The sequence below is a fragment of the Streptomyces sp. NPDC031497 genome, from assembly GCF_055580905.1.
This window is the reverse complement of record NZ_JBVIKO010000011.1, coordinates 164,195-189,600: the sequence shown is the minus strand read 5'-3', so window position 1 is coordinate 189,600 and position 25,406 is coordinate 164,195. Positions and strand designations below refer to the sequence as shown.

At 71.2% G+C, this 25,406-nt stretch carries 24 protein-coding genes; 12 read left to right on the top strand and 12 right to left on the bottom strand.

Features of this window, described 5'->3' with window-relative positions; translation table 11 throughout:
- Positions 1–2: 2 nt before the first annotated feature.
- The 7 genes from ACZ5K7_RS24055 to ACZ5K7_RS24025 form a co-directional block, all read right to left on the bottom strand.
- The gene (locus tag ACZ5K7_RS24055; RefSeq protein WP_351699781.1) at positions 3–455 is read right to left on the bottom strand and encodes a DUF3574 domain-containing protein; all 453 of its coding nucleotides are present in this window, start codon (positions 453–455) and stop codon (positions 3–5) included.
- A gap of 227 nt (positions 456–682) precedes the next feature.
- Positions 683–1,336: a class F sortase gene (locus tag ACZ5K7_RS24050; RefSeq protein WP_450972269.1), complete on the bottom strand. Its 654-nt coding sequence runs from the start codon at positions 1,334–1,336 to the stop codon at positions 683–685.
- Positions 1,323–2,093: a hypothetical protein gene (locus tag ACZ5K7_RS24045; protein ID WP_468915968.1), complete on the bottom strand. Its 771-nt coding sequence runs from the start codon at positions 2,091–2,093 to the stop codon at positions 1,323–1,325. Before ACZ5K7_RS24045 ends, ACZ5K7_RS24050 begins: the two co-directional genes overlap by 14 nt.
- Before the next feature lie 101 nt (positions 2,094–2,194).
- Positions 2,195–3,439, bottom strand: coding sequence for an MFS transporter (locus ACZ5K7_RS24040; protein WP_450972271.1), 1,245 nt, complete (start codon positions 3,437–3,439; stop codon positions 2,195–2,197).
- A gap of 23 nt (positions 3,440–3,462) precedes the next feature.
- The gene (locus ACZ5K7_RS24035) at positions 3,463–4,899 is read right to left on the bottom strand and encodes a CitMHS family transporter (protein WP_468915964.1); all 1,437 of its coding nucleotides are present in this window, start codon (positions 4,897–4,899) and stop codon (positions 3,463–3,465) included.
- 183 nt (positions 4,900–5,082) lie between these two features.
- Positions 5,083–5,700 (bottom strand): TetR/AcrR family transcriptional regulator, encoded by a 618-nt coding sequence (locus tag ACZ5K7_RS24030; protein ID WP_351699743.1) that lies wholly within the window; start codon positions 5,698–5,700, stop codon positions 5,083–5,085.
- Between the two features lie 64 nt (positions 5,701–5,764).
- Positions 5,765–6,400 carry a hypothetical protein gene (locus ACZ5K7_RS24025; protein ID WP_468915961.1) on the bottom strand — a complete coding sequence of 212 codons (636 nt, stop codon included), beginning with the start codon at positions 6,398–6,400 and terminating at the stop codon, positions 5,765–5,767.
- 157 nt (positions 6,401–6,557) lie between these two features.
- Between ACZ5K7_RS24025 and hmgA the strand changes: the two genes are divergently transcribed.
- From hmgA to ACZ5K7_RS24010, 3 genes are read left to right on the top strand one after another with little or no spacing between them, the layout of a single operon-like run.
- A complete protein-coding gene (gene hmgA / locus ACZ5K7_RS24020; RefSeq protein ID WP_468915959.1) occupies positions 6,558–7,913 on the top strand; it encodes a homogentisate 1,2-dioxygenase in 1,356 nt (451 codons plus the stop codon).
- 26 nt (positions 7,914–7,939) lie between these two features.
- Positions 7,940–8,689 (top strand): GntR family transcriptional regulator, encoded by a 750-nt coding sequence (locus ACZ5K7_RS24015; RefSeq protein WP_351699737.1) that lies wholly within the window; start codon positions 7,940–7,942, stop codon positions 8,687–8,689.
- Between the two features lie 12 nt (positions 8,690–8,701).
- Positions 8,702–9,853, top strand: a complete 1,152-nt coding sequence (locus ACZ5K7_RS24010) for a type ISP restriction/modification enzyme (protein WP_351699735.1) — start codon at positions 8,702–8,704, stop codon at positions 9,851–9,853.
- Between the two features lie 16 nt (positions 9,854–9,869).
- On the opposite strand, the gene ACZ5K7_RS24005 is transcribed toward ACZ5K7_RS24010, so the two are convergent.
- Entirely contained in the window at positions 9,870–10,577 is a 708-nt protein-coding gene (locus ACZ5K7_RS24005) for a TetR/AcrR family transcriptional regulator (RefSeq protein WP_468915955.1), read from the bottom strand.
- A 63-nt stretch (positions 10,578–10,640) separates the two neighbouring features.
- Between ACZ5K7_RS24005 and ACZ5K7_RS24000 the strand changes: the two genes are divergently transcribed.
- The 3 genes from ACZ5K7_RS24000 to ACZ5K7_RS23990 all read left to right on the top strand — a co-directional run bounded on the left by ACZ5K7_RS24000 (position 10,641) and on the right by ACZ5K7_RS23990 (position 13,696).
- The gene (locus tag ACZ5K7_RS24000; RefSeq protein WP_468915953.1) at positions 10,641–11,576 is read left to right on the top strand and encodes an ATP-binding cassette domain-containing protein; all 936 of its coding nucleotides are present in this window, start codon (positions 10,641–10,643) and stop codon (positions 11,574–11,576) included.
- Positions 11,573–12,349, top strand: a complete 777-nt coding sequence (locus tag ACZ5K7_RS23995; RefSeq protein WP_468915951.1) for an ABC transporter permease — start codon at positions 11,573–11,575, stop codon at positions 12,347–12,349. Before ACZ5K7_RS24000 ends, ACZ5K7_RS23995 begins: the two co-directional genes overlap by 4 nt.
- 150 nt (positions 12,350–12,499) lie before the next feature.
- Entirely contained in the window at positions 12,500–13,696 is a 1,197-nt protein-coding gene (locus tag ACZ5K7_RS23990; RefSeq protein WP_351699698.1) for a CaiB/BaiF CoA transferase family protein, read from the top strand.
- Between the two features lie 15 nt (positions 13,697–13,711).
- On the opposite strand, the gene ACZ5K7_RS23985 is transcribed toward ACZ5K7_RS23990, so the two are convergent.
- The 3 genes from ACZ5K7_RS23985 to ACZ5K7_RS23975 all read right to left on the bottom strand — a co-directional run bounded on the left by ACZ5K7_RS23985 (position 13,712) and on the right by ACZ5K7_RS23975 (position 15,453).
- Positions 13,712–13,984: a hypothetical protein gene (locus tag ACZ5K7_RS23985; RefSeq protein ID WP_351699696.1), complete on the bottom strand. Its 273-nt coding sequence runs from the start codon at positions 13,982–13,984 to the stop codon at positions 13,712–13,714.
- Positions 13,985–14,110: 126 nt separating this feature from the next.
- Positions 14,111–14,914 carry an anti-sigma factor gene (locus ACZ5K7_RS23980; protein ID WP_468915949.1) on the bottom strand — a complete coding sequence of 268 codons (804 nt, stop codon included), beginning with the start codon at positions 14,912–14,914 and terminating at the stop codon, positions 14,111–14,113.
- The gene (locus ACZ5K7_RS23975) at positions 14,911–15,453 is read right to left on the bottom strand and encodes a sigma-70 family RNA polymerase sigma factor (RefSeq protein WP_351699692.1); all 543 of its coding nucleotides are present in this window, start codon (positions 15,451–15,453) and stop codon (positions 14,911–14,913) included. The genes ACZ5K7_RS23980 and ACZ5K7_RS23975 overlap by 4 nt, the downstream gene beginning before the upstream one ends.
- Positions 15,454–15,659: 206 nt before the next feature.
- On the opposite strand from ACZ5K7_RS23975, the gene ACZ5K7_RS23970 reads away from it, so the two are divergent.
- The 4 genes from ACZ5K7_RS23970 to ACZ5K7_RS23955 all read left to right on the top strand — a co-directional run bounded on the left by ACZ5K7_RS23970 (position 15,660) and on the right by ACZ5K7_RS23955 (position 22,418).
- A complete protein-coding gene (locus ACZ5K7_RS23970; protein WP_351699690.1) occupies positions 15,660–17,186 on the top strand; it encodes a DUF4331 domain-containing protein in 1,527 nt (508 codons plus the stop codon).
- Positions 17,187–17,422: 236 nt separating this feature from the next.
- Positions 17,423–18,829, top strand: coding sequence for a tetratricopeptide repeat protein (locus ACZ5K7_RS23965; protein ID WP_468915947.1), 1,407 nt, complete (start codon positions 17,423–17,425; stop codon positions 18,827–18,829).
- A 29-nt stretch (positions 18,830–18,858) separates the two neighbouring features.
- The gene (locus tag ACZ5K7_RS23960) at positions 18,859–20,760 is read left to right on the top strand and encodes an urease accessory protein UreH domain-containing protein (protein WP_468916109.1); all 1,902 of its coding nucleotides are present in this window, start codon (positions 18,859–18,861) and stop codon (positions 20,758–20,760) included.
- Positions 20,761–20,804: 44 nt separating this feature from the next.
- Positions 20,805–22,418: a serine/threonine-protein kinase gene (locus tag ACZ5K7_RS23955; RefSeq protein WP_468915945.1), complete on the top strand. Its 1,614-nt coding sequence runs from the start codon at positions 20,805–20,807 to the stop codon at positions 22,416–22,418.
- A gap of 32 nt (positions 22,419–22,450) precedes the next feature.
- Here ACZ5K7_RS23955 and ACZ5K7_RS23950 read toward each other — a convergent pair whose 3' ends face one another.
- Positions 22,451–23,248 carry an SGNH/GDSL hydrolase family protein gene (locus ACZ5K7_RS23950; protein WP_468915943.1) on the bottom strand — a complete coding sequence of 266 codons (798 nt, stop codon included), beginning with the start codon at positions 23,246–23,248 and terminating at the stop codon, positions 22,451–22,453.
- A 329-nt stretch (positions 23,249–23,577) separates the two neighbouring features.
- Here ACZ5K7_RS23950 and ACZ5K7_RS23945 point away from each other — a divergent pair, with 329 nt between their 5' ends.
- Entirely contained in the window at positions 23,578–24,786 is a 1,209-nt protein-coding gene (locus tag ACZ5K7_RS23945) for a S8 family peptidase (RefSeq protein WP_351699683.1), read from the top strand.
- A 139-nt stretch (positions 24,787–24,925) separates the two neighbouring features.
- On the top strand, positions 24,926–25,372 hold the full coding sequence (locus tag ACZ5K7_RS23940; protein WP_351699681.1) for a hypothetical protein: 447 nt from the start codon (positions 24,926–24,928) through the stop codon (positions 25,370–25,372).
- The last annotated feature ends 34 nt before the right edge of the window (positions 25,373–25,406 follow it).

Below are 25,406 nucleotides of genomic sequence, written 5' to 3'. Positions count from 1 at the left end.
CATCAGAAGTCGACCTGGGCGCGTTCGTCCACCCGCCCCACGCTCTCCTGCGCGAAGGCCTTCTCGTAGGCCCGCCTGATCTCCTCGATCTTCCGGTCGCCGCTCTTCGCCGCCGGCTCCGGATACAGCAGGATCAGCTCGTACGACCGCTCCTTCTCGATCGTGCCGTGCGCGTCCCGCCACTGCCCGCGCCCGCTCTGCACGGTGAGCCCGTCGGGGAAGTCGGGGGTGACCTCCTTGTCGACGAAGGCCGTGAACTGCCGGTCGGTGACGGCGGGTCCGCCGTCCGGCCGGGCGGTACCGAAGAAGAGCCGGGTCTCGACGTAGGCCTTGCCACGCACCGGCGCGGCGGCCGGCCGGCTGTCGGCCAGCGCGGTGTACGCGGCAGGAGTACCGGCAAGCAGAACTCCGGCCAGCGCAAGGGCCGAACGGTTACGGAGCGAATGAGTACGCATGCCCCCTTCTTAGGGGGTTTGCCCCTCCCTGGTCCCGGCTTCCCGCCGGGATTCACTCGTCCAGGTCGGACAGCAGCCCCCTCAGGGGGCGCGGGGCTGTACCGATATGCGGCTCCGCCGCGTGGGCGCGACCGGTCCCGACGGCGCGACCGGTCCCGACGGCGCGGCCGCCTGCGACCGATGGGCCACGGGGGCGGGCGGTGCGGGCGGTCGGCCGCACCGCCCGGTCACTTCGTCGCGGTCAGGTGGGCGAAGACCACCACGTTGCTGGTGTAGCCCGTCCGTCGGCTGAAGAGGCCACCGCAGGTGATGACGCGGAGTTCGGGACGCCGGGTGGGGCCGTACACCTCTTCGCTCGGGAAACCGGCCTTGTCGTAGACCTTCACCCGGTCCACGGTGTACACGGCGGTACGGCCGTCCGCGCGCCCGGCCTCGATGTGTTTGCCGGGCTTCACCTGGGCGAGCGCCGCGAACACGGCGGGCCCAGTCCTGGTGTCACGGTGGCCGACGGCGACGGCGAGGCCGGACTCGCCCGGCGTGGCGCCACCCTGGAACCAGCCGATCAGCTTCGGGTCGTCGACCGGCGGTGTCTCCAACTGCCGTGCCCGGTCGAGCCGGACCCCGATGACCGGCGCGTCGACGCCCAGGAACGGGATGCGCATCGAGGTCGGCCGGGACCGGGGCAGCGGGCGGGGCGGGGGTCCGGGCCGGGCCCTGTCGGACCCGTCCCGGCCCGCGCCGGCGGCCGCCGAGGTGTCCGGGCCGCCGGGGCCCCCGCACCGGACCACTGCCACCAGGACGATCGCCAGCAGGGCCGTCCTGGCGAGGCGGTAGGCGCGGGTCCGGTACCAGGGCCTGCGTCTGCGCCTACGCGGCGCCATGGGGCCGACGGCGGATCAGCCGGACGTACACCACGCCGCTGGCCGCGACCAGCCCCACGGCCGTGGCCGCGGCCACGGGCGAGAACGCGGCGGCCGTGTCGGCAAGGCCGCCGCCGCCCGCGTGCACACCGCCCTGCGGGCCGCTGTGGTCGCCGCCCTGTCCCCAGCCCGCGTCACTACGCTGGTTGTCCTCGATCTGCCCGTTCGGGCCGCTCTGCCCGTTCGGACCGCCCTGCTCGTTCTGCCCGTTCGGACCGCCCTGCTCGTTGTGGCCGTTCTGGCCGTTCTGATCGTTCTGCCCGTTCGGACCGCTCTGGCCCTGCGCCCCGTCCTGCTTGCCGTCGTGGCAGTTGAGCCGGAAGACCTTCTCCTTCAACGCGCCGGACACGGTCCACGAGAGCTTGTACTGTCCGTCCGCCAGCCCCAGCGGGTCGGTGTGACCGGCACCTCCGGCGAGCTGGATGGTGCCGGCGACGGTGGCGGCGGTGGGCAACGGGGGCTGTGGCGTGATGGTGTAGGCGATCCCGGGGAGGACGTCGAAGTTGACGGCGTCGAGATAGAACCTGCAGACCACCGGGTCGTCCTTCGACACGCCGAAGGGCACGCCCACCCGGTGGATCCTGATGTCGCCGTTCTCCCCTACGGCCGCCGCGTTCGGCGCCGCCACCCACGACGCGCCCGCCGCGGCGAGGGCGGTGAGGACGACGGTTGCGCCCGCACGGGGACCGGCGGCGCGTGGAAGTGTGAGCGTGGGCATGCAAGCTCCTCCGAGTTAGACGATTTTCATACAAATCGACCTTTCGTCTGGACTGTCACCCATGCACTCCTCGGCCCGTGGCATCAACCTCCGACGCGCCGTCAGATATCGCTCGTGCGGCGCAACGCCGGGCCCTTGCGCCGCGTCCGCGTCACCTGATCGGCGCCCTCGGACCGCCCCGCCGCCCTGGGCGAGCGCACCGCCACCCCCGCCGAGACCAGCAACAACGCGCCCAGCATCACGAACGGCGCGGCCACCCCGGCCACCCCCGCCACCAGCCCCGCCCCGGCAGGCGCGGCCACCTGGCCCAACCGGTTGCCGGTCAGCCGCAGGGCGAGCGCCGTGGACCGGGCGCCCTCGGGTGCGGCCTGAACGACCGTCGTCATCGACAGCGGCTGCCCGACCCCCAGGCAGAAGCCGAGCGCGGCGAGCATCAGGGCCAGCACCCACACCGGCACCGGCAGCGCGATCCCCGCGCACAGCACGGCCGCCAGGAAGCACGTCACGGTCAGCAGCACCGGCCGGCCGAGCAGTCGCAGCAACGGCGTGAGCACCAGCCGGCAGGCGATCGTCGCCCCCGCCCGGACACTGAGCAGGACGCCGATCACCGCCGGAGCGATGCCCCGGTGCTCGCCGACCACCGGGAGGTACGCGGTGAGGATGTCGGTCGCGGACAGGACCGAGAGGCTGACCAGCATGCCCGCCGGGACGCCCCGGGCACGCAGGATGCCGCCCACCGGGACGCGGTCGCCCTGCCGGGGACGGGACGTCACCGCCGTACGGTCCTCGATGCGCCACAGCGAACTGAACGCGACCGCCGCCCCCGCACCCGCCACCAGGAGGGCGAGCGCACTGCTGCCCGCCATGTCGGGGCCGCCGATCAGCGCACCCGCGGCGATCGGGCCGATCAGCTGGCCCAGCGACGCGCCGATGGTGAAGTGACCGAAGTTCCGGTCCTGTTCGTGCGGGGCCGACTGGCGGGCCACCAGCGACTGCGCGCCGATCACGAAGCAGAGGTGGCCGAGGCCCATCACCCCGCTCCACAGGGCCATCGTCCAGAGGGAGTTCGCGAGGCCGCTGAGCGCACAGCCGCCGGATATCAGCACCACGCCGACCGGCAGCAGGGGTGCGCAGCGGCCGTGGTCGGTGCGGCGGCCGAGCGGTACGGCGGCGAACAGCGGGAGCAGGGCGTAGACACCCGCGATGACACCGACGGCCCGTTCGTCGGCGCCGAGCGCGAGGGCCCGGTAGGAGACGGCGGGCCGGGCCATCGACACCGCGCCCTGCGCGAAGCCGAAGGCGATGACGAGACGGAGCAGCCAGCCGCGGTTCCTGCCGGGCGCCATGGTGAAGTCCTCCAACGGATCGGTCAGATGATTCCGAACAGGATTCCTGCCCCCAGCACGACCAGGGATGTCAGCACGGCCCACTTGACGACGAAACGGGTGTGGTCGCCGAACTCGACCTTGGCCATGCCTACCAGGACGTAGACGGCGGGCACCAACGGGCTGGACATGTGGAGCGGTTGGCCGATGATCGAGGCGCGGGCGATCTCCAGGGAGGAGACTCCATGGGCCTGGCCGGCCTCGGCGAGGACCGGGAGGATGCCGAAGTAGAAGCCGTCGTTCGACATGAAGTACGTGAGCGGGATGCTGAGCACGCCGGTGACGACGGCCATGTGCGGACCCATGCCGTCGGGGATGTTGCCGACCAGCCAGGTGGCCATGTGGTCGACCATGCCGGTGCCCTGGAGGACGCCGGTGAAGACGGCGGCGGCGAAGACCATGCCGGAGACGTTGAGGACGTTCTCGGCGTGGGCGGCGAGGCGGGCCCTCTGGGCGGGCATCTGCGGGAAGTTGACGGTCAGCGCCAGTGCCGCGCCGAGCAGGAACAGCACCGGGATCGGCAGCCACTCCATGATCATGGAGGTGAGCAGGGCGACCGTGAGCAGCGCGTTGAACCAGTACAGCTTGGGGCGCAGGGTCGCGCGGTGCGGGTCCAGGCCCTGGAAGCCCTCGTCCTCCAGCGGCCGGTCCGCCTCGGAGCCGGAGCCGGAGCCGGAGCCGGTTCCGGTGCCGCCGCCGCGCACCGCGGACGTGCCCGAGCCGGCACCCCCGCCCGTACCCGCACCGACCAGTACGGTCTCCGTTTCCCTCTCCTTCTCCTCGACCAGCGCCTCCTCCAGCGTCAGCACGCCGAGCCGCTTGCGCTCGCGGCGGCCGAGGACGTAGGCGAGGGCGATCACGAAGACCAGACCGGCGGCGAGCGCGGGGATCATCGGGACGAAGATGTCGCCGGCGTCGAGCTTCAGCGCGGTCGCGGCACGCGCGGTGGGGCCGCCCCAGGGCAGCGTGTTCATCACGCCGTTGGCCATCGCGGCGACACCGGTCATCACGACCAGGCTCATCTTCAGGCGCTTGTACAGCGGGTACATCGCCGAGACGGTGATCATGAAGGTGGTGGATCCGTCGCCGTCGAGGGAGACGATCGCGGCGAGCAGGGCCGTACCGACGACGATCCGCAGCGGGTCGGCCTTGCAGAACTTCAGGATCCCCTTGACGATCGGGTCGAAGAGGCCGACGTCGATCATCACACCGAAGTAGACGATCGCGAACATGAGCATCGCCGCGGTGGGCGCGAGGCTGGTGACGCCGTCGATGACGTAGTCGCCGAGCTTGGCGCCCTTGCCGACGAACACACAGAACAGCGCGGGGATCAGCACGAGCGCCGCGATCGGCGACATCTTCTTCAGCATGATCAGGACCAGGAAGGTCGCGATCATGGTGAAGCCGAGGATGGTCAACATGAGTGGAATACCTAACGTTCGCCCTTGAACTCCCACCAGGGCCGGCGGTTCGATGACGTTAGGTCCGGTCAAACGTCGTTAACAAGACGTTGACACGCGAGCAATAAGCGCAAAACTCCAGGTCACGAGGGTGCGGCGGCCGCGGTGACGCCCAGGAGTGCTCCATCGGCGGCGGACTTGGACTCAGTCCAGGACCCGCGCCAGGTAGGCCCGCAGCAGCTCCCGGGTCTCCGCGATGATCGTCTCGTCGCCCTCCGGGTCCATCCGGAAGGACAGGTGGACCAGGGTGTCGGCGGTTTCCACGGCCACCAGGAAGGTGCGGCGCAGGGCCTCGTCCGGGGCGCGGCCGAGGTAGTCGGAGAGCAGGTCGGTGAGGCGGTCGGCGACCCTGCGGTTGGGTTCGGCGTGGCGGGCGCCGACCGGGATCTGGTTGCCGAAGTCGACGAGCGAGAAACCGGGGGCGGTGCGCTTCATGGCCAGGTACTCGTCCAGCACCGCGTCCATCGCCGCCCGCCAGTCGCTCTTCGGCGCGTCCTTCAGCCGCTCGGCGACCCGCTCGGTGTAGCGCTCCAGGTTGCGCTGGGCGAGGGCGTCGGCCATCTGCCGCTTGTTGCCGAAGAAGCGGTAGACCGAGCCGATGGGCACCCCGGCGCGCACTGCGACGGCCCGGGTGCTCAGCTCCTCGTAGCCCACCTCGTCGAGGAGGTCGGCGCAGGCGTCGAGAATCCTGGTCAGCCGTTCCGCACTGCGGCGCTGGACGGGAGCTTTGCGAAGCGAGGGGGCTGGGGGCACGGGCTTCATGATGCCTTTCCGCAGGGATCAGGTGAACCTCGCCCCCCAGTACGGAGACGGATGGCCCATGCACTCATCCGAGCGGCGTGCCGCCGTCGCCGGTCACGGCATCCATGCCCACGGGGGAAGCGCCTGCCACCGGAACACGGGCCGTCGAGGCCGGCGTGGGCGTCGGTCCCCATGTGGCCGTCGGGGTCGCCTTGGCCGTCTCCGCGCCCGACGCCGTGACGTCCGCCGTGCTCTCGACCGGTTTGCCGTGTACGGCCCACACCGTGCCGTCGTCCGCGTAGAGCCGGGCGGTGATGTGGTGGGTGCCGTGCGGGACGAGCCGGGCGGGGAGGTGGTACGCGGGGGTGCGCAGCCGGATCACCAGGCCGCCGTCCACGAAGAGGTAGGCGAGGCCGTGCCCGGCGACCGCGCGGGCCGCGGCGCCGGCCCGGGAGAAGTGGAAGCGGTGCACGTCGAGCCGTACGTCCCAGCCTCCGGCGCGGTCGGGCGTGACCACCGTGCCCACCTCGGGCGCCTGCTTCTTGTCGATCTCCCGGTAGTGGCGTCCGCTCTCGTCCGTGTCGTCGAGGATCTTGCCCACCGGTGAGGGCGACCCCGTCTCCCGCTGCTCGTGCGCCTCCCCGGTCCCGCAACCCGCCGCCGCGACCAGCAACAGCACGCAGACCGCGAGCGCGCCCGGCAGTCCACGCGTCCACGACATGCCCGGGAGCGTAGAACAGCGCGCCGGAGACCGGATCCCCCTGAAGTCGGGTTCTCGCCATACCCCGCTGGGATGATCCCGGCCCTCTTGCACCCGTCCCCACTCAATCCTACGGTGATACATAGGAATCAGAGACTCACCGGCCCAGGGAGCGATCATGACCGATGGGGGCACCTCCCGCGCGAGCGTGTTCGAGCGTGAGGAAGCGCGGAAGACCGCCGAGGGACTGACGTATCTGACGGGGTTCGGCAACGAGCACTCCTCGGAGGCGGTACCGGGCGCCCTGCCCGAGGGCCGCAACTCCCCGCAGCGCGCCCCCCTCGGCCTGTACGCGGAGCAGCTCAGCGGTACGGCCTTCACCGAGCCGCGGTCCCACAACCGCCGCTCCTGGCTGTACCGGATCCGTCCCTCGGCCGCCCACCCGGCGTTCACCCGGGCCGCCGGCGACGGGGCGCTGCGCACCGGCCCCTTCACGGACGTCGCCCCGGACCCGAACCGGCTGCGCTGGAACCCGCTGCCGGAGCCGGCGCCCGGCACGGACTTCCTCGCGGGCCTGTGGACCCTCGGCGGCAACGGCGACGCGACCCAGCGCACCGGCATGGCCGTGCACCTCTACCACGCCGACTCCTCGATGGAGCGGGTCTTCTCCGACGCGGACGGCGAGCTGCTGATCGTCCCGGAGCACGGCGGACTGCTGCTGCGCACGGAGTTCGGCCTGCTGCATGTGGAGCCGGGACATGTGGCGCTGATTCCCCGTGGGGTCCGCTTCCGTGTGGACCTGCTGGAGGCCACGGCCCGGGGTTATGTGTGCGAGAACTACGGCTCGCCCTTCCGCCTGCCCGACCTGGGCCCGATCGGCGCCAACGGCCTCGCCAACGCCCGGGACTTCCAGGCCCCCGTGGCCGCCTACGAGGACGTGGAGGGCCCGGTGGAGGTGGTCAACAAGTTCTGCGGCCACCTGTGGACCGCCACATATGACCACTCCCCACTGGATGTGGTCGCCTGGCACGGCACACATGTGCCGTACCTCTACGACCTCCGCCGATTCAATGTGATCGGCAGCATCTCGTACGACCACCCGGATCCGTCGATCTTCACGGTGCTGACGTCCCCGTCGGACACTCCCGGGCTGGCGGGCGTCGACTTCGTGGTCTTCGCCCCGCGCTGGCTGGTGGGCGAGAACACCTTCCGGCCGCCGTACTTCCACCGGAACGTGATGAGCGAGTACATGGGCCTGGTCGAGGGCGCCTACGACGCGAAGGCGGAGGGCTTCGTGCCGGGCGGCGGCTCCCTGCACAACATGATGTCGGCGCACGGCCCGGACCGGGAGACGTTCGACCGGGCGAGCACGGCCGAGCTGCGTCCGCAGAAGATCGACGACGGCCTCGCCTTCATGTTCGAGACCCGCTGGCCGGTGACGCTCACCCCGCAGGCGGCGACCGCCGAGCATCTGCAACAGCGCTACGACGACGTCTGGCTGGGCATGGAACGCCACTTCCGGCCCTTGCACTGAAGATCCCCTACCGGTACGGATGGCCCGTGACCTCCTTCGCCCCGGACTCGATCGTCCTGAACCGAAAGCTGCCGCTCTGGTATCAGGTGTCGCAGTCGCTGCGCGCCTCGATACTCGGCCGCTCGCCCCGGGACCCGCTCCGGCTGCCCACCGAGGAACAGCTGGCGGAGCACTACGGCGTGAGTGTGCTGACCATGCGGCAGGCGCTGAAGGAGTTGGAGAACGAGGGTCTGATCAGCCGGCACCGCCGCCGCGGCACCTTCATCGAACCGGACGCCCGGCGGGGCAATCCGGTGCGGCTCCTCGGCTCGGTGGACGCCATCGTGGCCCAGCAGTCCGGCATGACGGCCGAGCTGCTGGACCACGGCACGGCACCCGTGACGGGCGAACTCACCGAGTACTTCCCGGATCTCGACGAGGTGGCGACGTACCACCGCCTGCGCAGTGACGAACAGACGGGCGAGCCGACCAACCACGCCCGCAACCACGTCCGCCCCGAACTGGCCGAGCGCATCGACCCGGAGGACCTGGCCCGCCGGCCCATGACCAAGGTGCTCCGCGACGTGGTCGGCGCGGACATCAGCCGTATCACGGACACGGTCGAGGCCCGGCTGGCCGACCCGGAGACGGCCCGGTTGCTGCAAGTCCCCCTCCTGAGCCCGATCCTGCACTACACGGGCGTCACCTACGACACCGCCGGCCGGGTCCTGGACCTGGCGGTCATCCACTACCGGGGCGACCGTTTCTCCTTCACGGTCACCCTCGACGCCACCTGAACTCGTCGTACGATGCCGGGCGTGACGCGCGACGACGCTCCGCTGCTGGCGGACCTCATGCCGTGGTCCGTCGCACCACTCCGGCTCGGCCGGGGGTGGCCGACGGCCCCCGACCCGGCGACCCTCAAGGCACGCTGGGACGCCCTGCTCAAAGCCGAGGGCGCCGACCGCGAGACCCTGTTCGAACCGACGCGCGCCCGGACGGTCCACTCGGCGGTGGCGCAGCTCCCGGGCCGGTCCACCGGCACGGAGCGGCTGGAGCAGGCCTCGTCCCCCTTCCCGGACCCGGTCCGGGTGCTCTCGGCCCCCTTCGACGAGCAGTGGCTGATCCCCGACCACCGCCTGATCGACACGGCTCGTCCGGAGTTGTGGCGGACGGCGGACGACCAGCAGATCTTCGCGGTGGAGTCGGCGGAGGGCATGCCGTTGCTGGCGACCTCCCTCCTCCCCACCCTGCGCGCCGGCCGCGTCCGCCCCCTCTACCGGCGTCCCGGCGGCAGGGAACCGAACCTGGCACCGGGCCTGCTGAGGCACCTGGCCGACCGTCTGGACCGCGCTCTCACCCCGCCGGACGTGCTGGCCTGGACCCTGGCGACGATCCGCCCGGACCACACGGTCCCGCTCACCGAGGACGCCGGCCTCTGGGCCGAGGGCGTGGAGTTGGGCCACCGGGCCCTGTGGCTGCTCCGGCGCGACGGCGGCCGCCCGAAGCTCCCCGGCGGCCGGCGCCCCTACGTCCGGGCCCCGCTTCCCTCCCGCCCGCTCACGATCCGCTACGACCCCGAGGAGGAGGCCCTGCACATCGACGAGGGCCGCATCTCCCCGGTGCCACCGCAGGCGTGGGAGTTCGCGATGGGTGAGGTGAAGATCCTGGAGGCATGGTTCGCGGCACGGACGACCCCGGCGGAACCGGGGACTCTCGCGGCGATCGTTCCGCGGACCTGGCCCCAGTCATGGACGTCTGATCTGCTGGAGCTGATCACGGTCCTGGCCCTGATGGCGGACGTACGCGCCCAGCGGGCCGAGTTGGAGATCACGTCGCCGATCACGGCAACCGACCTGACGACAGCGGGCGTACTCCCCCCACCGGAGACGTCCCGCAAACCGGCGTCGATCCTGGAACACACGGAAGAAGGCCCGGCGGGTCAGCTGACGCTGCTGTGACCGACCGCTTCGGGGACTAGGACGCGAACCCGTCCAAGACCCTGTCCAGCGCCCGCCGGAAAACCGCCTCCAGATCGATCGGCCCCGCATCCTCGGCGAACGCCGCGGCCATCCGCGGATACGCCCCCGAGGCGATCTGCCCCCCGAGATAGGCGATCCGCACCGCGTTCTCCTGCTGCTCCGACCACGGCAGACTCCGAGTCCGCTCGGCCGTGTCGAGTTCGTTCCGCACATAGGTGGTCACCACGCCGTTCACCATGGCGATCAGCTCCAGCTTCGTCCCGTACGCCGCTTCCAGCGGATCCAGGCAGGCCAGACAGTGCTCCAGATACCGCAGCGCGTGGGGGCTGAACCCATAGACCGGTGACATGAGACGTGGCATCCAGGGATGCCGGTACATCAACTCCCGCGTCTGCTCGGCGACCCGCACCATGTCGGCCCGCCAGTCCCCCGTCGGCACCCACAGCTCGTGCTCCGCGGCGACCGCGTCAACCATCAGCTCGTACAAGTCCTCCTTGCGGGGGACGTAGTTGTACAGGGACATCGTCCCGCACCCCAGCGCGGCCGCCACGTGCCGCATCGACACGGCGTCCAGCCCCTCCGCGTCGGCGATCCGCACCGCGGCCGCCGCGACGTCGGCGCGCGTGAACGCGGGCCTCGGCCCGCGCCCGGCCCGTTCGGGGCGGGCCCAGATCACCTCGGGTTCGGCCCCTCGGACTGACATCGGTCATCACCTCGCCCACCATGCTAGTTACGTACACCGTACGTAGTGCGCTATGGTCGACCCATGGCTACTACGTACGCTGTACTTAGTGAAGGTCTGGAGAAGCGCTTCGGCGCTGTGCACGCCCTGCGCGGTCTCGATCTGGCCGTCCGGCGGGGCTCGGTCTGCGGACTGCTCGGGCCGAACGGGGCGGGGAAGACGACGGCCGTACGGCTGTTGACCACGCTCCTGCGGCCGGACGCGGGCTCCGCCCGCATCGCCGGGCACGACCTCGTCCGGGAGGCGGCGGCCGTGCGCCGCAGCATCGGCGTCACGGGGCAGTACGCCTCGGTCGACGGCGATCTCACCGGACGCGAGAACCTGCGCCTGTTCGCCCGCCTGCACCGGGTGCGGGGGCCGAACGACCGGGCGGCCGAACTGCTCGACCGCTTCGGCCTCGACGAGGCCGCCGACCGCAAGGCCGCCACCTACTCGGGCGGTATGCGCCGGCGCCTCGACCTCGCGGCGAGCCTGGTGCGCCGGCCCGAGGTGCTGTTCCTCGACGAGCCCACCACCGGCCTCGACCCGGTCAGCAGGAACGGCATCTGGGACGCGGTGCGGGAGCTGACGGCGGAGGGTACGACCGTGCTGCTGACCACGCAGTACCTGGAGGAGGCCGACCGGCTCGCCGACGACATCGTGCTGATGGACGAGGGCCGGGTGGCGCAGACCGGCACCCCCGCCGAGCTCAAGGCGCTCATCGGCTGGTACGCGGAGGCGGTGGTCGCCGATCCGGACGCGCTGGCGAAGGCCGCCGCCGTGCTCGACCACCTCACCGGAACCGAGCCGCGGTTCGACCACGACCGGCACACCGTCGGCGCCCTCACCACCGACCCGACGCTCACCCTCCCCCGCCTGGTACGCGAACTCGACTCGGCGGAGGTGCCGTTGCTCGACGCGAGCCTCAGACCGCCGACCCTGGACGACGTGTTCCTCCGGCTGACGGGAAGTCCCGCATGAGCGCGCTCGCGTACGACGGTGCGGTGATGGTGGGCCGGCAGCTGCGCCGGGTCCGCAACAGCCCGGGCCTGGCGGTCCTCACCCAGATGATGCCGGTCAACATGCTGCTGTTCTTCGGCTACGTCTTCGGCAGCGCGCTGGCGATGCCGGGCCCGGAGTACCGCTCCTTCCTCGTGCCGGGGCTGCTGGTGGCGACCGCGGCCGGCGGGGTGATGACCGGAATGTTCCAGGCCGCCCAGGACACCCACCGGGGTGTGACGGACCGTTTCCGGACCATGCCGGTGAGCCGGGCCGCCGTACCGCTGGGGCAGGCCGTGGCCGATCTCGTCGTCACCACGGTGGGTACCGTGCCCCTGCTCCTGGTGGGCCTCGCCGTGGGCTGGCGCGTCGAGGGATCGGCGGTCGCGGCCGTCGGCGCGGTGGGGCTGCTGCTCCTGTTCCGGTTCGCCTGCACGTCCGTGGGCATCTTCCTCGGTCTGCTCAGCCGCAGCGAGGAGGCCGCGGGTCAGCTCGGCGCGGCGTCCTTCGTCCTGCCGCTGCTCTCCGACGCCTACATCCCCACCGGCAACCTCCCGGGCCGACTGCGCACGGCCGCCGAGTGGAACCCGATCAGCGCGGTGACGACGGCCCTGCGCGACCTCTTCGGCAACGCGCCCGTCCCGGACGGCGCCGCCTGGCCGGTGGCCCACCCGGTCGCGGGCTCGCTCGCCTGGAGCGCGCTCCTGATCGCCGTCTTCCTGCCACTGGCCGTACGCCGGTACCGCCGCGACTGACACCACCCACGGCACCGGCAACACCACCGCGACCGACCGGCCCCGCAGCACCGACGCGACCAACTGCCCCAGCGGCAGTGACGCGGCGGACCGCCCCGGTCGTGGCGGCGCTGCTGACAGAAGCGCCGGTCGCGGGACATGATCCCGCCCATGGACCGTCTCCCGCTGCCCCTGGAGGGCATCACCGTCGTCGCCGTCGAGCAGGCCGTGGCCGCGCCCTTCGCCACCCGGCAGCTCGCCGATCTGGGCGCCAGGGTCGTCAAGGTCGAGCGGATCGACGGCGGCGACTTCGCGCGCGGTTACGACACCGCCGCCCAAGGGCTCGCCTCGCACTTCGTGTGGTGCAACCGGGGCAAGGAGTCCATCGCGCTGGATCTGAAGGACCCGCGCGGCCTGGACGTCGTGCGCAGGCTCGTCGCGGACGCGGACGTCTTCGTGCAGAACCTCGCGCACGGGGCCGCCGCCCGGCTCGGCCTCGACGCGGCCACGCTGTGCGCCGCGCACCCCCGCCTGGTCGCCGTGGACATCTCCGGATACGGGGCGTCAGGACCGTACGCCGGCAAACGCGCGTACGACATGCTGGTGCAGTGCGAGGCGGGCCTGGTCTCGGTGACCGGGACGCCGGAGCAGCCGGTGAAGGCCGGGATCCCGGCGGCGGACATCGCGGCGGGCATGTACGCCTTCTCGGGCGTCCTCGCGGCGCTGGTGCGGCGCGGCACGACCGGCCGGGGCGGGCCGGTGGAGGTGTCGATGCTGGACGCGCTGGCCGAGTGGCTGGGGCATCCGCTGCATCACACCCTGCACGGCGGGACCCCGCCGCAGCGTACCGGTCTGGCGCACGCGGTGATCGCGCCGTACGACGCCTACCCGACCGGGGACGGCGGGCGGGTGCTGCTGTCGGTGCAGAACGACCGGGAGTGGCGACGACTGGCCGAACAGGTGATCGGGCGGCCGGAGTTGGGTTCGGATCCGGCGTTCGCGACGAACCCGGCGCGGGTGGCGAACCGGGCCCGGACCGACGAGCTGGTCGCGACGGCCCTCGGGGCGGTCGGCGCCGACGAGGCGGTGGCGCGCCTCGAAGCCGCGGGCATCGCGTGCGCGCGGCTGCGGGACCTGCACGAGGTGGCGGAGCATCCGCAGCTGGCGGCCCGGGAGCGGTGGCGGGAGGTGGGGTCGCCGGTCGGGCCGCTGCGTGCGCTGCTGCCGCCCATCACGCTGCCGGGCGGGGACGAGGCGCGGATGGGGGACGTGCCCGCGCTCGGACAGCACACCGAGGCGCTGCTGCGTGCCGTGGGGATGACGGACGCCGAAAGAGCAGCGCTGCGCCGGGACGGTGTGGCTGCCTGAGCGCGAGCCTGGCGGTCAGTGCTTGTCGCTACCGCCGAACAGCGAACGGCGCAGCCGACGCAGTGGCGCGAAGAGGGAGACGCGGCTGACCCGCGCACCCCGGTCGCTGCGCTGCGCGGGTTCACGCGCGGTCAGCTCACGCATCAGCGACGTCGCCTCGACCGCCTGCTGCTGCGGTATGGCGGGACCCGCCAGCACCGACAGATGGCGGTCGAGGCGCGAACTGGTGGCGCCGCTCCCGCAGGTGATCGCAGGAACCCTCGCCCTGCTGCGTGTTATCTGATCCATGTCACTCCCCACCCGTACGAGTCCACCCGGCCCGGGCAGGGTAACCCTATCGCCCCGATGGGGCACTCGTGTATCGCGGTCACAGGATTCACCTTCCCCGCAAGGCTGTTGACGACCCCTCGACGACTACTCTCCGAATCCGACCGATTTCAGGGCGAGTTGGACAACCGGCTGGCTGGTGGGTTGCGCCGAGCCCCCCGCGGGCTCGACGGTTACGGCGAGTGATGTCGCGGACTTGTCGAGACCCGTGGCGACCAAGGGCGTGTCGGCCTTGAAAAGCCCGAGGGAGCGCGGTTGCACATGGGGGCGCATCAGCCAGAGCTGGTGCACGCGCCCTTTCGACAGGGCGCCGTATCCGCTGAGCGTGACGACGGCCTGCCCCTGCGATGCGGAGACCACCGCGCCGATACTTCGGCCCTGGGCGTCCTTGCCGCTGGTCGCACGGGCGTCGGTCGCGGCCAGAACGTGGGCGATCTCACGCGACTGGGCCCGCTCCGCGTCCAGTTGGTCCTGGGTCCGGCCGGCCTGCACCGCGAAGAGGGAGGCGACGACCAGCGCGGCGGCCGCGGTGGCGGTGGCGAACGGCACGAACAGGGGCCGCTGCCGTCTGCGCGGCGGCGGGGGCTGCCCGCCCCAGACGTGCGGCGGCAGATTGGGGACGCGCTCACGGGCGGGGGCCGGTGCCTGCGGGGTGGCGCGTACGGCGGCCAGCACCCGGTCGCGCATCGCGAGGGGCGGCGGGGCGGCCGTGGACCAGGCCAGCCGTACCGCGTCCTCGGTCAGCGCCCGGACCTCGGCGGCGCACCGGTCGCAGTCCTTGAGGTGCTTCTCGAAGCGGCGCCGTTCGCCCGGCTCCAGGGCGTCCAGGGCGTAGGGCGCGGCCAGCGAGTGCAGGTCCTCGCGGTGCAGCAGGCGGCCGACCAGGCTCATGCGACACCTCCCAGGCAGTCGCGCAGCCGGGTGAGTCCGTCGCGCATCCGTGTCTTGACCGTGCCCAGCGGCAGTTTGAGCCGCTCGGCCACCTCACGGTACGTGTAGCCGTCGTAGTAGGCGAGGGTGACCGACTGCCGCTGGAGGGCGGTGAGGCGGTCCAGGCAGCGGCGTACCCATTCGCGCTCCAGGCCGGCCTCCACCTCCTCGGCGACCTGGTCGAAGGCCGGCTCGCCCGCGCGCAGCGCCTCGCGCTGTTCGCGTTCGCCTGCCGCGCGGGCGCTGCGCACCCGGTCGACGGCGCGGCGGTGGGCGAGGGTGAGGATCCAGGAGAGGGCGCTGCCCCGCTCGGGGTCGAACTTGGGTGCGGAGCGCCAGAGTTCGAGGAGCACCTCCTGGGACACCTCCTCGGACTGGGCGGGGTCGCGGACCACGCGCCGTACGAGCCCGAACACCGGACCGGACACCAGTCCGTAGAGGTCCTCGAACGCCTTCTGGTCGCCGGCCGCGACGAGCACCAGCAGTTCGTCCGCCTCCACCCCGTTCCCCCTTCTGTGGCCGCACCCGGCCCGTCCTCCCACACCAGGCATTCGCAACTGACGCACCTCCGGCAGAAGTACGTATGCGGGAGGCAAAAACGCGGGTCGAGCAGGAAGAAAAGATTTTTTTCTTCGGACCAATCCAAACGGCCCTCCTGCTCCGTATACCCGTCCGTCAAGCAAGTTGGGACCGAGGGACGGACGGCATGACACCTCTAATCTCCAGGAGTGGCGCGGGGCGCAAGGGCCTTGTCTCGCTCATCTGTGGGGCACTGGCCACCGGCGGGATCACAGCCGCCAGCGTCGCCGCGCTGGAACCGGGAGCGGCCTCTGCCTCCTCCCACCGGGAAGCCCCGCTCATCTCGGGCACCCCCCAGTACGACAACACCGACCTGTACGCGTTCGTCAGCCCGGACAAGCCCGACACGACGACCATCGTGTCGGACTACATCCCCTTCGAGGAACCGGCCGGCGGCCCGAACTTCTACCAGTTCGCCGACGACGCCCAGTACGACATCCACATCGACAACAACGGTGACGCGCTGGACGACCTGATCTTCCGCTACACCTTCCACACCCAGATCAAGAACAAGAAGACGTTCCTCTACAACACGGGGGTGGTCGACAACCTGACCGACCCCGACCTGAACGTCACGCAGTCGTACGACATCGACCTCATCAAGCTGAAGAAGGGGAAGGAGCAGTACAAGACGAAGGTCGCCGACGACATCCCGGCGGCCCCGTCGGACGTCGGCAAGGCGTCGATGCCGAACTACGCGAAGCTGCGCTCCCAGGCCATCTACAAGACGTCGAACGGCGGCGCGACCTTCGCCGGGCAGGCGGACGACCCGTTCTTCGCCGACCTGCGCGTCTTCGACCTGCTGTACGGCGGCAACCTCTCCGAGGTCGGCCGGGACACCCTCAAGGGCTACAACGTCAACACGATCGCCCTCCAGGTGCCGAACTCCCTGATCCGGCAGTCGGCGTCGCGTCCGACCGTCGGCATCTACGCGACGACCCAGCGCAAGAACGCGCAGGGCTACTACGCGCAGGTCTCGCGCCTCGGCAACCCGCTGGTCAACGAGGTCGTCAACCCGCAGAAGGACAAGGACAAGTTCAACGCGTCCCAGCCCAAGGACGACGCGCAGTTCCTGAAGAACGTGACCAACCCGGAGCTCCCGAAGCTCATCGAGGCGATCTACAACATCAAGGCGCCGTCCGAGCCCCGCAACGACCTCGTCAGCGTGTTCCTCACGGGCGTCAAGGGCCTCAACACGGAGCAGCCGGAGGCGACGCCGTCGGAGATGCTCCGCCTGAACACGTCCATCAAGCCCACCGCCAAGCCCAAGCGGCTCGGTGTCCTGGACGGTGACAACGCGGGCTTCCCGAACGGACGCCGGCTCACCGACGACGTGATCGACGAGGCGCTGCAGGTCGTCGAGGGCGAGCTGGTCGGGTCCAAGAACGACCTGGGCGACGCGGTCGACAAGAACGACAAGGGCTTCGAGAAGTACTTCCCGTACGTGGCCGAGCCGACGTCCGGTTCGCGCGGAGCGCTCGCCAAGGCTGCCGGGAGCAGCACGAAGAGCGCTCTGGGTGACGCCCTGACCAGCTCCGACAGCGGCAGCGACACGACACTGATCGCCGGTTCCGCGGCCGCGGGTGCGGCGGGCGTGCTGCTGATCGGTACGGCGTTCGGCTGGTGGCGCCGTCGGATGCAGCGGCCGTACTAGTCGCCGTCGAATGCAGCGGCCGTACTAGTCGCCTTCGGCGTCAAGGCCGTCGGGTGGCCGCGGGTCGGCTGTGGCCGATCGCGACCACCCGGCGGTAGCCGCTCATCCGACACGCCCCTTGCGGGGCGTTCATCACGCCCCCATTGACTGGCGCGGCCCGCTTCCCACTCAATCCCCCACGGCAGCGGGCCGCGCCACCCCATGCGACATCTATGTACATCTATGTAGGAGAGGGCATGGCCCCGGGTACGAACGACAAGCAGCCCGCCGACCCGAAGGACGACGAGCGGGTCACCGCCCTGCGCCGCTTCGCCGCCGCGGGGCGGAACTGGCGGCGCGCCCAACTCGCGGGCTCTGCGGTGCTGTTGGCGATCGCGCTGACCGGCGGAGCGATCGCCTTCGGGTCGTCCGGGGACGGCGGCACCCCGATGGCCGCGTCGAGTGCCGTGTCACCCGCGCTCCTCGCGAGCGGGAACATCGACACCAGCATCGCCTCCCTCCAGGCCCATCTGCGCACCCAGCCGAAGGACTCCGACAGTTGGGCGACCCTGGGCCTTGCCTATGTCGAACAGGCGCGCACCAAGGGCGATCCGTCCCGCTACCCGCAGGCCGACAAGGCGCTCAAGCGCGCGCTCCAGATCACTCCGGACAACGACCAGGCACTGGCCGGCCAGGCCGCGCTGGCCGCCGCCCGGCACCAGTTCGCTCAGGCGCTCACCTACGCGGACCGGGCTCTCCAGCAGAACCCGTACAACGCGGGCGCCCTGTCCTCCCGTATCGATGCCCTGGTCGAACTCGGCCGCTACGCCGACGCGGCGAAGGCGGCCGACCTGGCCGACCAACGCAAGCCGGGCGTACCGGTGTTCACCCGGTACGCGTATGTGCGGGAGCTGCGGGGTGATGTGAAGACGGCCCGGCAGGTGCTGGAACAGGCGCTGTCCACGGCCACCTCGAAGGGCGACATCGCCTATGTGGCCGCGCAGCTCGGTCTGCTCGCCTGGAACCAGGGCGACTACAAGAGCGCGCTCGACTACTACGCCCGCGCGCTGGCCGCCGACGAGAACTACCTCCCCGCGTTGGAGGGCCGGGCCCGCGCCCAGGCGGCGAGCGGCGACCGGGCCGCCGCCATCAAGGGCATGGAACTGGTCGTCTCCCGCTACCCCCTGCCCCAGCCCCTGGTCGAACTCGGTGAGTTGTACGAGGACCGGGGCGCCGAGGGCGACAAGGCGAAGGCCGAGGACCAGTACGCGCTCGTCGAGGCCTGGATCGCGCTCGCCCGCGCCAACGGCGTCAACGCCGACCTCGACACCGCCCTCGCCGCCGCCGACCACGGTGACAAGGCCGAGGCGCTGAAGGCCGCCCGCGCCGAGTGGGCCCGCCGCCACACCGTGCACACGGCGGACGCGCTGGCCTGGGCGCTGCACGTGAACGGCAAGGACAAGGAAGCGCTGCCGTACGCCCGCCGGGCCACCGCCACCGGCTACCGCAACGCCTCCTTCATCTACCACCTGGGCATGATCGAGCTGGCGAACGGCGACAGGCCGGCCGGCCGGGCCGCCCTTGCCAAGGCCCTCAAGCTCAACCCCGGCTTCTCCCCGCTGGGCGCCCGTACGGCCCGTAAGGCGCTGGAGGCCTCGAAGTGAACCTCCGCCGCGCCGCCGCGGTCTTCGTCATGGCCGCCGGCCTCACGCTCCTGCCGGCCACGGCCGCGAGCGCCCACCCGCTCGGCAACTTCACCGTCAACAAGTACGACGGTCTCGTCGCCGCCCCCGGACAGCTCCGCGTCGACCATGTCGAGGACCTTGCCGAGATCCCGGCGACCCAGGCCAAGCCCGACCTGAAGCGGCTGGGCACGGCCAAATGGGCCGAGCGGCGCTGCGCGACCGCGGCGGACGGCAGCAGGCTCACCGTCGACGGCAGGGCGACCACGCTCACCGTCGCGACCAGCCACGCCGAACTGCGTCCCGGCCAGGCCGGTCTGAACACCCTCCGCGTGGAGTGCCGCCTCACCGCGCCGCTCCCCGAGGGCAGCACGGCCACCCTCTCCTTCCACAGCGCGGGCACCGACACCGGTCCCGGCTGGCGGGAGATCACGGCTCGCGGCGACCGGATGACGCTGACGAGAACGGACGTGCCGAAGACGTCCGTCTCCCACGAACTCACCAGCTACCCCAAGGACCTGCTCTCCTCCCCGGCGGACACCACGACCGCCGCCGTCCGCGTACGGCCGGGCGGGCCGGCCCTCGCCGAGGAACGGCAGGACGCCCCGGGCGCCGCGATCCTCCCCCGGGGCGTCGACCACTGGACCCAGGCCCTCACCGACCTGGTCGCCCGCAACCACCTCAGCGTCGGCTTCGCGGCTCTCGCGCTGTTCATCGCGATCGGCCTCGGCGCGATGCACGCGCTGGCGCCGGGCCACGGCAAGACGCTGATGGCGGCGACAGCGGCGGCCCGCGGCGGCCGCGCCCGCCTCCGCGACGTCCTCCCGCTGGCCGCGTCGGTCACGGTCACCCACACGCTGGGCGTGGTGGCCCTGGGCGTCCTGGTCACGGCGGGCTCGGCGGCCACCCCGTCGGTGATCGCCTGGCTGGGCATCGCGAGCGGCCTGATGGTCCTGGCGGCGGGCGCCAACCTGACCCGGAGGGCGTGGCGGAACCGGGCCCACGAGCAGGCGCACGCCCACGGCCATCACCACGAGCACGACCATCAGCACGAGGTGGCCGAGAAGCGAGAGCTCGCCTTGGTCGGAGCACCCGAGCAGGGCCATGTACACGCCCGCGCTCACGACCACGGCGACGACCACAGTCACGTACACGCCCTCACGCACGACCACGGCGACGTACACGCCCTCACGCACGGCCACGGCCACGGCCACGGCCACGGCCACGGCCACGGCCACGGCGATAGTCACGCACACGGTCACGGTCATGCGCACGACCACGACCACGGCCACACCCACAGCCACGCTGACGGCCCCAGCCACACCCACAGCCACGTTGAGGGCCACACCCACGCTGAGGGCCACGGCCATGGTCACGGCGCCCAGTCACCCGCATTCGCCGCCACGACGGCTGAGGCCGACGACCGGTCCGCACCCCTCACAGCCCGTCCGGCGCTTGAGGACGAGGCCGTTCGGGCCGAAGGGGGGTCCGGGGGCGCAGCCCCCGAGAGCGGCCACACCAACATGCCGCACAGCCACGGCGGGTTCACCCACACCCACGACACGGCCCCCACCCTCCGCGGCACCCTCCTCCTGGGCTTCGCAGGGGGCCTGGTCCCCAGCCCCTCCGCCGTGGTCGTGCTCGTCGGTGCCGCGGCCCTCGGGCAGGCCTGGTTCGGACTGCTCCTGGTCGTCGCCTACGGCGTCGGTCTCGCGCTGACCCTGACCGCCGCCGGATTCGCCGTCGTCAAGCTGGGTACGGGAATGACCCGGGTGTTGGACAAACGCCCTCGCTGGACCACCCATCCCATGGCCACACTGGTCCGCAGGACCACCCCGCTCGCCTCGGCGCTCGTGGTCGTGGCCCTGGGCGCCGGATTGGTGCTCAAGGGCGCCGCATCCGCACTGCTCTGAGTTACGTTTGTGATGAATAGCGCGAGCTGCCGTGGGGAGCACCCGTGACCGAAGAGCCGGGCCGTGAGCGAGTGATCGCGGGCCGCTACAGACTGTTGTCCCCGCTCGGCGAGGGCGGCATGGGCACCGTGTGGCGGGCCCGCGACGAGGTGCTGGGCCGCGAGGTCGCGGTCAAGGAGGTGCGGGCGCCGGCCGGGCTGCCCGGCCCCGACGTCGAGCGGATGTACGCCCGTCTGGAGCGCGAGGCCTGGGCCGCGGCCCGGGTCGCGAACCGCAATGTGGTGACGGTGTACGACGTGGCGATGGAGGGCGGACGGCCCTGGATCGTCATGGAGTTGATCCGCGGGGTGTCCCTCGCCGACGTACTGGACACCGAGGGCCCGATGTCCCCGCAGCGGGCCGCCGGCATCGGCGCCGAGGTGCTGTCCGCGCTGCGGGCCGCGCACGCCGCCGGCGTGCTGCACCGGGATGTGAAGCCGGCCAACGTGCTGCTGTCGAACGACGGACGGGTGGTGCTCACCGACTTCGGGATCGCCACCGTCGAGGGCAGTTCGGCGCTGACCATGACCGGAGAGGTGATCGGCTCACCCGAGTTCCTCGCCCCGGAACGGGCGTTGGGGCGCGCGTTCGGCCCCGAGTCGGACCTCTGGTCGCTCGGGGTGCTGCTGTACGCGGCGGTGGAGGGCACCTCCCCGTTCCGGCTGGACACCCCGCTGAACACGCTGCGTGCCGTGGTGGACGAGGAACTGCCGCCGCCGTACCGGGCGGGGCCGCTCGCGCCCGTCATCGAGGGGCTGCTCCGCAAGAACCCGGCCGACCGGCTGTCGGCCGATCAGGCCGAGCAGGACCTGCGGTCGGTCGCGGCGGGCGGTACCCCCGCTGTCGGGGGCCCGCCCGGCACCGCCGCCACCGTGCCGGTCCCGGGGCGGTACGATGCTCCGACCCGCGTCGCCCACCAGGCTCAGCCTCCGTCTCCCACACCGCCGTTGCCCACTACCACCCCCACGGACACCCGGCCGCCCGTGTCCGACCGCGACGGCAACCGCAGGGCCGGTACCGTGCTGGTCATCGGGCTGGTGCTGGTCGTCCTCGCGCTCGGCGGGCTGACGTACGCCCTCCTCAACCGTGACAACGGCGATGACGGCGACAACAACGCCGGCGCCGGACAGTCGGCCAGTAACCTCAACTCCCCGGCGCCCAGTAAGAGCAGCAAGGCGGAGTCCAGGACCCCGTCGCCGTCCGCGAGCAGCAGCGCGCCCGCGCAGAGTGTGAAGGTCGGCGTGGCCGGATCCCGCACCGACTACTCGGGGAGCTGTCCGCCGTCGACCGCGCAGGCCCCCTCCTTCACGGCGACGTTCACGGTCGCGAGCGTGCCCGCGGAGGTGCAGTACCGCTGGGTGCTGAAGAAGGGGTCGCTCGACGACCAGGGGTGGAAGACGCTGTCCTTCCCGGACGGCGGCGGGAAGACCCGGCAGACCGGGGTGACCGTGACGACCTGGTCCGACAGCGGGACGCTGAAGGACGCGATCGCCGTCGAGGTGCGCAGCCCGGTGACGGGCACGTCCAACTCGGTGCCGTTCTCGGTGACCTGTACGAAAACGACGGAGACCCCGACCGGCGGGGCCTCCTCTTCGCCTTCACCTTCGAGTTCGTACTGAGTTCCGGCAAGCCGCCGCTGACGTACCGAAGGTCACGCGTTGCTGGTCATGACCGGCAGATAACCGCCGGAGTGGCCGCCCGCGGTGGGGTGGTACGACTCGCCGATGTCCAGCCAGTTGACGCTGTGCAGCCAGGAGCTGCCTGAGCAGATCTCGTGGCCGGAGAACGTGGTGCGGACGTCGCCGAAGACGAAGCCGTGGTCGGCGGCGCGCTTGGCGATCGCGGTGTCGATGTAGTCGGCGGCGTTGTTGATGGCGGAGCGCTTGGCCGCGGAGAGGCCGAGGCAGGTGGTGCCCAGCTTGTAGAAGCGGGGGTAGCCGATGACGACGACCTTGGCGTTGGGGGCCTTGGCACTGATCGCGTCGTACACGTTGTCGAGCTTGCCGGGGAGTGTGGAGTCCACGTAGGACTCGGCGTTGCTGATCCGGGACAGGCAGGTGCTGTCGGAGCTGAGCACACAGGTCGTCATGACGTCGGCGAAGCCCGCGTCGTTGCCGCCGATGGTGATCGAGACCAGGGCGGTCGAGGAGCTGAGCGAGCCCAGCTGGCCGGAGAGCACGTCGTCCGTGGTCGCGCCCGAGCAGGCGAGGAACGAGAACGAGGACGGACTGTGGGCGGCGTTCCACAGGTACGGGTAGGCGTTCGTGCTGCGGTCGCAGCTGCCGCTCGAGCTGATGTAGCTGCCGGCGCCGACACCGGACGAGTACGAGTCGCCGAGCGCCACATAGCCCCCGGTCGCGGCCTGGGCTTCGGTTGCGGCCCCGGCGAGAGCGAGACCGGTGGCGAGGAGGAGTGAAGTCACGTATGCCGTAATTCGGGAACGTCTCATGGAACCTCCCTTTAGCAGGATCTCTGCCACAACTGTCGTACCAACTACGCGTGTTGACGGGAAGTGTCCATGCCAAAACTTTTCGGGGCCTCAACCAGTCCTCACCGGACCGATCCTGTGAGTTACCGGTGCGTTTGATTGCGTGTCCATGACAGCTCCGTGACAGGTCGTCAACTCCCTTGTCCTTTGCCTCGGGAAAACTGATTCTTTACTCGGTCCGGGAGCGGAACGCGACGCTCCAGGGCCGTGTGCGCGAAGCCGCGCGCACACCCCCACATCCGCGCGCGTCTGACCCGGACGCGCGCTGCCTGGAGGAGGACTCCCTCGTAATGGCACATCTGCGTACCCAGAAGCTGCGGTTCGCCGCCGTCACCACCGTGGCGGCCGCCGCCCTCGTCGGCGGACTCACCGCACTCCCCGCCCAGGCCGCACCCGCCACCGGCAGGGTGCTGCACGCCGGCTCCCCCACGGCCGTCAAGGGCAGCTACATCGTCACCCTGAAGAACAGCGCCGGCTTCAAGGCCTCCTCGACCGAGGGCAAGGGCCTGATCAAGGAGTACGGCGGCACGGTCCGCAAGACGTTCGGCAAGGCGCTGAACGGCTACTCCGCCAAGCTCTCGGCGACCCAGGCCGCGAGACTCGCCGCCGACCCGTCGGTGGCCGCGGTCGAGCAGGACCAGACGGTCCACCTCACCGACACCACCCAGTCCAGTGCCCCCTGGGGCCTGGACCGCATCGACCAGGCGAGCCTTCCGCTGTCCGGCACCTACACCTACCCGGACACCGCGGGCAGTGGAGTGACCGCCTATGTGATCGACACCGGTGTGCGCATCACCCACACCCAGATCAGCGGACGTGCGTCCTACGGCTATGACGCGGTCGACGGTGACACCACCGCCTCCGACGGCAACGGCCACGGCACCCATGTGGCGACCACCATCGCCGGCTCGACCTACGGTGTGGCCAAGAAGGCCAACATCGTGGCGGTGCGGGTGCTGGACAACAGCGGCTCGGGCACCACGGCCGGCGTGATCGCGGGCATCGACTGGGTGACCTCGAACCACACCACCCCGGCGGTCGCCAACATGTCGCTGGGAGGCTCGGCCTCCACCTCACTCGACACCGCGGTCGCCAACTCCATAGCCAGCGGGGTGACCTACGCGATCGCGGCCGGCAACAGCAGCGCCAACGCCTCCTCGTACTCCCCGGCCCGGGTCGCGACCGCGATCACGGTCGGCGCCACCACCAGCTCCGACGCCAAGGCCAGCTACTCCAACTACGGCTCTGTCCTGGACATCTTCGCGCCCGGTTCCTCGATCCTGGCGGGCTACAACACCAGCGACACCGCCACCGCCACCCTGTCGGGCACCTCGATGGCCACCCCGCACGTGGCGGGGGCGGCAGCCGTATACCTCGCGGGCCACACCTCGGCCACCCCGGCCCAGGTCGCCACGGCACTGGTCAACGGAGCGACGTCCAACGTGCTCACCAGCGTGGGCACCGGCTCGCCGAACAAGCTCCTGAAGGTCGTGTCGTAGAGAAATCCGAACGACTTGTTCCCCGGAGACAACAGGTGTCTCCGGGGAACGGTCATGTCCGGAGACCCGCTTGACGCCCCCCGTTCTCCTGCGCGACATTGAAGCCCGGCATCCGACGCCTTGGGGGGCAAAGTCGGCCATGCAGACCATACGACTCAAGACACCATCGCCAGCGGGCGACGAACGGGCACGGCCAGGACCGGGGAGGGACCTGGGACCGCTGCTCGCGGGCGCCGCGACCGCCGTCGCCGGTACCGGCGCGCTGCTCGCGCTGACCGACTCGGGCTCGCCCCTGCGCGGCCCGTTCACGCTGCTCTTCCTGATCGCCGCGCCGGCCGCGGCGATCGGTCTGGCGCTGCGCGGGCTCGATCCGTTCGCCCGGGTGCTCACCGCACTGGCGGGCGCGGTCGCCCTGGACATGCTGATCGCACAGGGCATGCTCGCCACCCACCACTGGTCCTGGCGCGGCGGAGTCGTCGCCGTGACCGCGTTCAGCGTTCTGCTGCTTCTGCTGGTACGGCTGCGACCAGTGGAACGAATTCTCAAACGGACATCCCGACGGACCGGGAAAATCCGTTCGAGTTGAAGAACAAGGTCGGCCAAAGTTTCGTAACGGCCAA